Genomic DNA, 8,832 nt, shown 5'->3' on the forward strand with positions numbered 1-8,832 from the left:
GTTTAACTTGATCGTGCAGCCAGGAACTGCTTCCCTGAGCGAGTTGATCGGCAAACTGGAAAGCGGCATTATCGTTGATCAAATGCTGGGCGGCAGTGCCGGAATGTCCGGCGAGTTTTCAATCAATGTTGATCTGGGCTATCGCGTCGATCGCGGTCAGATTGTTGGACGGGTCAAAGATACGATGGTGGCAGGCAACGTTTATACTGCGCTGAAAAACCTGACAGAGCTAGGCAGCGACGCAGAATGGAACGGTTCCTGCTACACGCCATCCCTGATCGTTGAAGGACTCTCGACCACGGGACGCGGCTAAGGTAAATAGCCCGATAGAGCAGTTGGCAGCACCCAGTGCAAATGAACGGGCAAAGTTGGTTTTGCATCGGACGGAGCAAACAGGCAAATCGTCGCGACAGTGAGAATGGTAGTCAGCCATGTGCTGATAGATTCTGATGCGTATCTCATAGACATATCCGGGAAAGGCAGAGGTACAGAAGCGGCAAACCCGATTGAGGAGAACTGGGTAGCTGCACCTGATGAACGGTAAGGACGCTTAGCCAAAAAACTGATAACCGAAAAAGTCATAACCGAAAAACTGGCGACCCTAAGCAGGTCAAACAGTCCGACCATTCAAACTGTTCTTTGAACTCTATCGACGATCGCGAGAGGAATCGCTGTGCTGAATCTTTTTTGCCAGAAAATCATCACGCAACCGCGATGCAGAATGGCAGATGAAGAAGAATTGTATTGCCGAAAAAGAACCCTGTAGAAAATGTGCCAAACAACACATATTGCGTTATGGCTATCCTGTCACAGTTGATACAGAGGCAACCAAACCTTTGTACAAACTTTATAAAAAGCCTTAAAAATCAAGAAAACTCTATTTAGAGTAAAATTAACTTCAAATCTCAAATTGATTTCATCACCGTATCCTGGGCAAAGCGAGTCTTTCGCCAGGTCTGGACGCTGTGCTATCTGCTTTATGCAGGGTATCCCAGCCGCTTTAGCCGTGGGAAGATCTTAAAAATAACCCTCTAAATTTACGGCTTCTCATTTGTCGTAGTTTTCGGTAAAAGGCGCGAACCCAATCCAATGTCCAACTGGGAACCCGAACTTTTAAAGGAAGCAAAATCGGGCGATAGATCCAGCGGTAGGCTCGCTTCAGGTCGTCCCAGGCAGAACAATAATCAGCGTGCAAAAAGTCTGACACATCCACCACAACACCCCGACGAGCGGGCGTCATCATCACGTTTTTGCCGTGAATATCGTGAGGATTTAATCCTAAGGAACGGGCGTAGTCCAGTGCGCGATCGATGTCTCGAATAATCTGAGGTGGAATGGCAATGCCTCGATGCAGCGCATTCCACAGCGTCACCCCTTCCAATCGCTTCAGGATTAGAAAGTTCTTTCCCTCAAATAAACACTGAGAAAAGGCAGGATGATCTCCTAGACGACGATACACTTCTGCCTCTTCCTCTAACCCAGGACGACCCGGCGCGTACACCTTCACCACGAACTCTGGATAATCCGGGTGGCAGAATACAGCAGCATAGTTGCCTGCCCCTAACAGCGTCCAGGAGGAAGGATATTGCCTCACAATCACAGGATCATGGGGACTGTTGCTGCTCACTTCCAGTTCAGGGAGAAGTTCGTGCTCCACACGATCGCTGAATCGAGCCGCCAAATTATTGCCCATTAGATCAACGCTCCTGACCAGAGAAAAGAGAACCCGTTCGCTTTCTATACAAATACAAAACCAGAGCAGCGATTCCGTCAAACTTCCGGCAAACAAGGATACCCACAATGCTCCACTAATAATGGGAACTCTAAATTTCTAAAGCGATCGAGATTCCTTCAGCAAGGGTTGGCTCAAAAGGCAGTTCGGGGCACAAATATTGCTTTTCAAATATTGCTTTTCAGATACTACTTTTCAAACCTCCGCTAACGTTTATTTTTGTTTTGCTATTGGTTTTGCTATTGATTCGGCAGATTTATTCAGCAAATTGATCCAGCAAAGTCATTCGGCAAATGGCATTTACCTTATCGTTCGCCCTATCGCCAGCGACGAATCCAATCCCAAATTTTTGCGATTCGATCTTCGATCCAAACCATGCCCCGATCGAGCCATTCTAAAAGCTGTTCAAGCGGATGTTTAATGTAGCCGACAAGCTGTACTTCCGCTTCGATGTAGGAAGCAACTTCAATGGCTTGACTGGTTGCAGCAGGGTGAACGGCAATCTGGTCAGGCTCAGGCGCAACGGTTGCTAAAGCAGTTTCCAACGGCGTAAAAGGAACGACCTCCCGGCTGACGGGCACATTCACCGCGATCGATTTTGGCATGGTTCGATACAGCTGAACGGCTTTGGGGGCACGGTTCCAGGTTGCCAGCACGCCTTTGTTGTACCGCTCGATTGCGCTGGTGTCCGTGACTTCCCAGTCGGGGGGATGATCCAAGCGATTCAGGCGATCGAAGAAGGCTTGAGTTCCTAACTGGAGCCAGCGAAATTTGCGGTCGGTTGGCTGCGGTTTCTGTCGCATTGCTGCGCTGAACGCCTTCGACCATTCCTCGAACGGCAGCCAGTTGACCTCCGCCGACCTCAGTTGCGGCTTCTCAGCTTGGCTTGCTGTCAGCCTTCTAGAGAGCCGGGCTTCTTGAAATAAATTTGTTGAAAGGGCGATCGTGCCTCGCTGTTCCCATGCCATGAGCTGATAAAACAACCGGATCGGCAAAATTGCATGGGGAGAATGCGGCAGGGGTAAAAACGGATCGACAAAAGGGGACTGACTCAAAGCGAGACTGCGCTGCTGTCGCCAGTATTCTGCCAGTTCTAAAACGATGAGCCGCCGAAGCTGCTGCTGTTGAGGCTCGGTTAGCCCGTCTAAGAGCTGATTTTGCACCGTCACTAAAACCAGCTTTTGAGATTCAATTAAACAGGCAATGCCGCGCACCCGCAGCGACGGGGATTTTCCGGGCTTTGCCCTGGGCGCAAACTGAACCGACTGTGAAGAGCCTTTTAAAGCAGGCTGAAGCTGGATTTGATCGATCGGCAGCGAAATTCCCATTGCCTGCACGGCTGCCAAAACTTTGCGAATCGGAGTGTCGCTGGTGAGCGGCTGTCGTTCTATAGGAGCCTGGGTCGATGCTGAGTCGTTGCCTCGCTGCGGTAGTCGCTGCACGGCTGCCTGAAGTCGGGGCAGGGTTTGGCCAATGCTGTGTCGCAGTTGTTTGGTGGCGAGTCGGCTGCTCTGAAACGCCAGATAAATTGGATAAAGCGTAATCTGCACGCCCCAGACGGCCATCAACTTTGCCTGTCGCCACAAAATGCCCGATCGATCCTGGATCTGGATTGACTGGTGCGACAAGAAACTCAAAAAGCGGCTGTTGTATCGTCCAGAAGAAGACATAGCGGCAAAAGAACGCAATGGAAGGACGGCAGAAAGAACGCAAGAAAAAATGAGGCGATGATAAAGTCAGGAAGGCAAATCCTGAGCAATGCCTTGATCTTATCGAAATTATGACAGACTCGCTGCCCGTACCCGTGCCCGCTCTGAGCCAGGCGATCGCCCGTCTCCGCCAGCTTACCCAATTCAACCTGCAAGCCAATTGGCGCATTTGTGAAGCAGACCTGTCGCTTACCGCCGCACTTGATCCGCAAAGCTGGAATAGATGGACAATCGCCTCGGTGAACGATCGCGAGCATATTGCCTGGGAAAAAGGGCAGCGCGTGTTGTGGCTGAGCCATCGGCTGACGGTTCCGGCGGAACTCAAGGGCTATCCGTTGATGGGAATGACACTGCGGCTCTCGCTGGTTTGGTGGGCGGAGGCAGCGCAGGTGTTTGTAAACGGCGATCGAGTGCAGGAAGGCGATTTGTTTGACTGTCAGACGCGAATTTGCCTCAGCGAAGCCGTTCAGCCCGGGGAAGAAATCGATCTGGCGATTCGGCTGGTCAGTCCGGGACACGATAATGGCGCGCTGGTTCGATCACTGCTGCTGTACGAGCGAGAAAACCGTGAGCTTGACCCCTGCCCAGAACCGGGATTTGTTGCCGATGAACTGGAGGTGCTGCAAACCTATCTGACGACATTCGCCCCCGAAGCTCTGGCAGAAGTCGCGGCAGTCGTTGATTTTCTTCCCTGGGAAGAAGTCAGGGATGCTGCCCGGTTCGATCGCGCCATCACCTCGATGCGGCAGCAGCTTAGTTCCTGGAGCCAGTGGATCAAACAGCGATCGGTTTACTTGTTGGGACACGCCCACCTTGATCTGGCATGGCTCTGGGAAATCGACGACACATGGAAAGCGGCAGAACGCACCTTTCGATCGGCTCTCGATTTGCAGCAGGAATATCCTGAGCTGATTTTTGGACATTCCACCCCTGCCCTCTATCACTGGATTGAAACCAACCGCCCAGACTTATTTGCTGAAATTCAATCGCAAGTCAAGTCGAACCGCTGGGAAATCATTGCCGGACTCTGGCTGGAACCAGAGCTGAATTTGATTAGCGGCGAGTCGATCGTCCGACACATTCTTTATGGGCAGCATTACACCGAAGAGAAATTTGGTCAGATCAGCCGGGTTGCCTGGTTGCCCGATACCTTTGGCTTTTGCGGGCAGTTGCCCCAGCTTCTCCAGCAGGGCGGTGTGGAATACTTTGTCACCCAAAAGTTGCGCTGGAACGACACTACCCAGTTTCCCTATGAAGCTTTTTGGTGGCAGTCTCTCGACGGTAGCCGCATTTTCAGCCATCATTCTGCGCCGATCGGAGAAGGCATTGATCCGGTAAAAATGGCAAGTTACGCCTGCAACTGGGAAAAGAATTCGGGTCAACCCATTGTCCTCTGGCTGCCCGGAGTGGGGGATCACGGCGGCGGACCCACCCGCGATATGCTGGAACTGGTGCGTCGCTGGCAGCAGTCACCCTTTTTTCCTAACCTCGAATTCAGCACTGCCGAAGCCTTTCTCGATCGCCTCCAGTCCCTTACCTCAGATTTGCTCCCCACCTGGAAAACCGACCTGTATCTGGAATTTCATCGCGGCTGCTACACCAGTCATGCCTGCCAAAAGCGATTTAATCGGCTCAGTGAACGGCTGCTCTACGAAGCCGAACTGTTTTCCTCGATCGCGACTTTGCTGCTCGGCGTTGAATATCCCCAGTCTCAGCTAGAGTCCGCCTGGAAGCAGGTGCTCTTTAACCAGTTTCACGACATCTTGCCCGGTTCTGCCATTCCTGAGGTGTACGAAGACGCAAACCGGCTCTGGCAAAACGCGATCGACACTGCCACTTTCCTTAAACAGCAGGCACTCCAAACGATTGCCGCCTCTCTTACGCTGCCCGAGCCACCTCACCCAGGAGCACAGCCCGTTCTTGTCTTTAACTCGCTGACGTGGGAACGATCGCCCCTGATTTGCCTGACGCTGCCTGCGGGCCACTGGCAGGTTTGCGATTTCGCTGGACAACCGCTTGCCAGCACTCACGAAGCAATTGATTCAGACACAATCCGCTTCACGTTTCAGCCCACCCCGATTCCCGCACTGGGCTATTGCTGCTTCTGGCTGGTTCCCGCCTCAGAAAAACTTTCAGAAGAAATGCTGGCTTTGCTGAATTTGAGCCTGTTTCGCTCCCCTACTCCCTTAACTTCTGAGGGAACCAAGTCAGCTCCATCTAACGTTCAAAGCCCTGCAGTATTGAGGAATTTAGGGGGCGATGCCGGAGCCAGGCTATCCCTCTCCAATTCTCCTGTTGCCTGTGAGGAATACCTACTCGAAAACGAATTCTTGCAGGCAACGATCGATCCACAGACCGGGGACATCGCCCGACTCTACGACAAATCGAGTCAGCGGGAAGTGCTCAAGGGGGCAGGTAATCAACTTCAGGCATTTCGCGATCGCGGGCAATATTGGGATGCCTGGAACATTGACCCTAACTATGCCAGCCATCCTCTCCCTGCCACAGAGCTGACCGAAATTCGACAAGTTGCCCATACCCTGCTGGAAACCCGGATTCAGGTCGTTCGCCGTCTGGGGCAATCCACCTTTTACCAAGCCTACAGACTGGCGCACAACTCCCGGATTCTCACGATCGAAACCCAGGTGGACTGGCAAGAACAACACATGATCGTCAAAGCCGCCTTTCCGCTCAATTTGGAAGCCGATCGAGCCATCTACGAAAGTCCGTTTGGCGCGATCGATCGTTCCACCCGACCGCAAACCGAGGCAGAAAAAGCCCAGTGGGAAGTCCCGGCGTTAACCTGGGCAGACTTGAGCGACGAAACCTACGGCGTCAGCCTCTTGAGCGACTGCAAACACGGCTATGATCACCAGCCTGATCAACTCCGGCTCACCTTGCTCCGCGCTCCCATGTGGCCCCATCCCGATGCCGATCGCGGCTGGCATGAATTCACCTACGCCATCTATCCCCATTGCGGCAACTGGCAAACCGCCCAAACCGCCCGACGAGGATATGAACTTACCCATTCGGTGCAGGTTATTTTGCCTCAGCAATCCTCGATCGCCCAGCCCATCCTGCCGCCCCAGGGCGAATTTCTAACGCTGCCGCCCGATGCCCCTTTCCTGGCTGCCTTCAAACGCTCTGAACGTAATCCGACTCAGTGGGTGCTGCGCTGCTTTGAAGGACAGGGACAGTCTGCGGCGATCGACTGGCAATCAACTGGTGGCTTGCTGGCTCAGAAACTCAACTTTCAGAGCGTGTGCAAAACCAATCTGCTAGAAGAATTTGAAGGAGGAGGGATTGATTCCTCAGGGAACTGGGGAGCGATCGAGCCAATCACGCAACTCGCACCGTGGCAAATTGCATCTTTCTTGCTGACAGAGAAGAAATAAGCTTTAGTTGCTAACACGCCTCAAACCCTCCCCAATCCCGCTAACTCATGATTCGATTCAGCGCAACAATCACCTTCTCAGACCTATCCGGTGCAGGCTGCGGCTTGCTCCATTCATAGATTTTGGCGTATCCGCGCAAATGCTGCTCTCGCTTATAGCGATCGATGTGTTCCGGTGTACCAATCACCACGATCGTCAGATAGCGAGGGTCAGGATTAATCTGAATCGGCGCAACATTGTTGTAAGTCATGACAGTTTCACTCCACTTGTCGTTGAGTCCATTGGAACTGGGTTGATGCGATACCCAAAACCAAAGCCACCCTGCTGCTTTTTTGCCAGAGCAAGTCAGGATGGCTAGTGGAGTGATAAACTGCCCTCTAGCCCTCCGAACTGGTCGCACAGTTTTGAGGGTTAGTCATCTGGGACTGTTCGCGCAGCCTCAGGTGACGCTTTGATACTGGATATTTTTTAGTACTGAAAGACAACCGTACTGGAAACCCCAATTTTTGGCAAGCGTGTCTTGATACAGGTTTACACGTCGCTTTAATCAATTTTCCACTCATTGTCTGGAATATCAGCCGTTGTCATGATGTTCCGCAAAGTTCCAATCGGTAAATCACGGCTTTTGTGATAGGGAACAATCACCTGAAGCTGACGCTCAAGATTGCGCCACTTGCGATGGCTCCCTTTCTGGGAAACTAAAACAAATCCATAACGCTGAAGAATTTTCTCAACTTCATCTGCGTTCATTCTTCGGGTTCGACTCATCCGATCGAAACCTCTTTGATGATGGCTCCTTCCGATAGTTCAAGGGGTTCAGGTTCAAGATAGAGTTCGATCGCCTCACGAATATTATCTAGAGCCTCTTCTTGAGTTTCTCCTGCGGAGGTACAGCCGGGCAATTCTGGACACCACACTGCCCAATCTCCCGTTTCTGGGTCATGTTCAAGCACAACACGCCATTTCATTCTGAGTTTCTCCACCTAACGAGCTCTTCCCTTAGCGATCGCAAAACTCTTTAATTTGGTCGATCGACACTTCAATATTTTTGAGTTTCATAGTGATTCTATTTTCATTACACTAAGCTTTTGGTCCGTCTATTCAAAAGGCTAAACCGATTGTTATTTTATAATTAGCTAAAATCTCCAGCTTTAATCTCATAGAGTTGTTGAGAAACCACCCTTATTCTTTTATGCTACTTCAAATCCCATCAACACAATAAAGCTTCTATAATCTTTCAAGCTCGACACTGGAAGAATGAAGTTTATGCCATGCGTTGTAGAAGCTCGAATAGCTCATTTTCTTGGCACAATGCCATATAATCTCATAAATGTATTCGTCTCTAAAATGCTTTATTTCTACTAGTTGAACTGCCAGGTGTTCCTTTAGATTTGAAAGACAGGGTTCCAAGGCTTGCACAATCTTGAAGAGCTGGCAAATTCTTGTTTCTTCCTGTAAGGCTTTGGCGATTTCTAGAACTTCAAACGAATCATCTGATATTTGAATTCTTCGTATTAAATCATCAATTTCAATCGCCGAGTTAGAATTCTTACCAGAATCAATAGATTTGTCGTTAGATACTAATTTTGGCTTATTAGTATTGGACAATTTATTATTGTTTGTCGTTTCAATTTCTTCCCTTAATTTATTAAGAACCTTAACTGCATAGGGTGGAAGCTGTGTCTTGACTCCTTTATAAAAAATCAATCTTATATCTCTAGTACGAATTCCCATAGCATATAGAGTATTGGCAATGCTGAAGCGAACCCCCGCATCCAAATATTCATTTAGCAGGCAAAGTAAATAGTTTTTAATTTCTTTTTCTTTTAAGCCATGTCGAATTACTGCCTTAGCCTCTGTGTAGATAGGCTTTAGGAAAAAACACCACTTCTGTTCCTCAGGATATCCAAATGCATACTTAGCAACCGCTGATACAATTTCGTGGTACTCCAATGCTGAGTACCTTGAAAATTCCTTTGCGACTTCTGCTGCTAGA

Annotated in this window: 9 protein-coding genes; 2 read left to right on the forward strand and 7 right to left on the reverse strand. The window is 50.1% G+C overall.

Annotated elements, in window-relative coordinates:
• The coding region (locus tag H6F80_RS12415) for a metallopeptidase TldD-related protein (protein ID WP_242067317.1) at positions 1-313 on the forward strand (313 nt) is incomplete at its 5' end.
• Here the strand turns inward: H6F80_RS12415 and H6F80_RS12420 are convergent.
• From H6F80_RS12420 to H6F80_RS12430, 3 genes are all read right to left on the reverse strand, one after another.
• Complete coding sequence (locus H6F80_RS12420; protein WP_190791861.1) at positions 310-462, reverse strand: hypothetical protein; 153 nt, start codon at positions 460-462, stop codon at positions 310-312. The two genes, H6F80_RS12415 and H6F80_RS12420, sit on opposite strands and share 4 nt — an antisense overlap.
• A 538-nt stretch (positions 463-1,000) precedes the next feature.
• Positions 1,001-1,693, reverse strand: coding sequence for a serine/threonine protein kinase (locus tag H6F80_RS12425; RefSeq protein WP_190791862.1), 693 nt, complete (start codon positions 1,691-1,693; stop codon positions 1,001-1,003).
• A 356-nt stretch (positions 1,694-2,049) separates the two neighbouring features.
• On the reverse strand, positions 2,050-3,402 hold the full coding sequence (locus H6F80_RS12430) for a hypothetical protein (protein WP_190791863.1): 1,353 nt from the start codon (positions 3,400-3,402) through the stop codon (positions 2,050-2,052).
• A gap of 110 nt (positions 3,403-3,512) precedes the next feature.
• On the opposite strand from H6F80_RS12430, the gene H6F80_RS29115 reads away from it, so the two are divergent.
• Positions 3,513-6,836 carry an alpha-mannosidase gene (locus H6F80_RS29115; RefSeq protein WP_199296534.1) on the forward strand — a complete coding sequence of 1,108 codons (3,324 nt, stop codon included), beginning with the start codon at positions 3,513-3,515 and terminating at the stop codon, positions 6,834-6,836.
• A gap of 40 nt (positions 6,837-6,876) precedes the next feature.
• On the opposite strand, the gene H6F80_RS12445 is transcribed toward H6F80_RS29115, so the two are convergent.
• The 4 genes from H6F80_RS12445 to H6F80_RS12460 all read right to left on the reverse strand — a co-directional run.
• Entirely contained in the window at positions 6,877-7,086 is a 210-nt protein-coding gene (locus H6F80_RS12445) for a hypothetical protein (RefSeq protein ID WP_190791864.1), read from the reverse strand.
• A gap of 293 nt (positions 7,087-7,379) precedes the next feature.
• A complete protein-coding gene (locus H6F80_RS12450; protein WP_190791865.1) occupies positions 7,380-7,604 on the reverse strand; it encodes a type II toxin-antitoxin system HicA family toxin in 225 nt (74 codons plus the stop codon).
• The gene (locus tag H6F80_RS12455; protein WP_190791866.1) at positions 7,601-7,804 is read right to left on the reverse strand and encodes a type II toxin-antitoxin system HicB family antitoxin; all 204 of its coding nucleotides are present in this window, start codon (positions 7,802-7,804) and stop codon (positions 7,601-7,603) included. Before H6F80_RS12455 ends, H6F80_RS12450 begins: the two co-directional genes overlap by 4 nt.
• A 259-nt stretch (positions 7,805-8,063) precedes the next feature.
• Positions 8,064-8,832 (reverse strand): hypothetical protein (locus tag H6F80_RS12460; RefSeq protein WP_190791867.1); only part of this gene is annotated, 769 nt, incomplete at its 5' end.

It is taken from the genome of Leptolyngbya sp. FACHB-711 (assembly GCF_014695615.1).
In the GTDB taxonomy this organism is placed as follows: domain Bacteria; phylum Cyanobacteriota; class Cyanobacteriia; order Elainellales; family Elainellaceae; genus Leptolyngbya_A.

What these genes read in the sequence shown, in the direction of transcription:
- H6F80_RS12445 (WP_190791864.1), bottom strand. Translation starts at nt 7,086, where the DNA reads ATGACTTACAACAATGTTGCGCCGATTCAGATTAATCCTGACCCTCGC.
- H6F80_RS12450 (WP_190791865.1), bottom strand. Translation starts at nt 7,604, where the DNA reads ATGAGTCGAACCCGAAGAATGAACGCAGATGAAGTTGAGAAAATTCTT.
- H6F80_RS12455 (WP_190791866.1), bottom strand. Translation starts at nt 7,804, where the DNA reads ATGAAATGGCGTGTTGTGCTTGAACATGACCCAGAAACGGGAGATTGG.
- H6F80_RS12425 (WP_190791862.1), bottom strand. Translation starts at nt 1,693, where the DNA reads ATGGGCAATAATTTGGCGGCTCGATTCAGCGATCGTGTGGAGCACGAA.
- H6F80_RS29115 (WP_199296534.1), top strand. Translation starts at nt 3,513, where the DNA reads ATGACAGACTCGCTGCCCGTACCCGTGCCCGCTCTGAGCCAGGCGATC.
- H6F80_RS12430 (WP_190791863.1), bottom strand. Translation starts at nt 3,402, where the DNA reads ATGTCTTCTTCTGGACGATACAACAGCCGCTTTTTGAGTTTCTTGTCG.
- H6F80_RS12420 (WP_190791861.1), bottom strand. Translation starts at nt 462, where the DNA reads ATGAGATACGCATCAGAATCTATCAGCACATGGCTGACTACCATTCTC.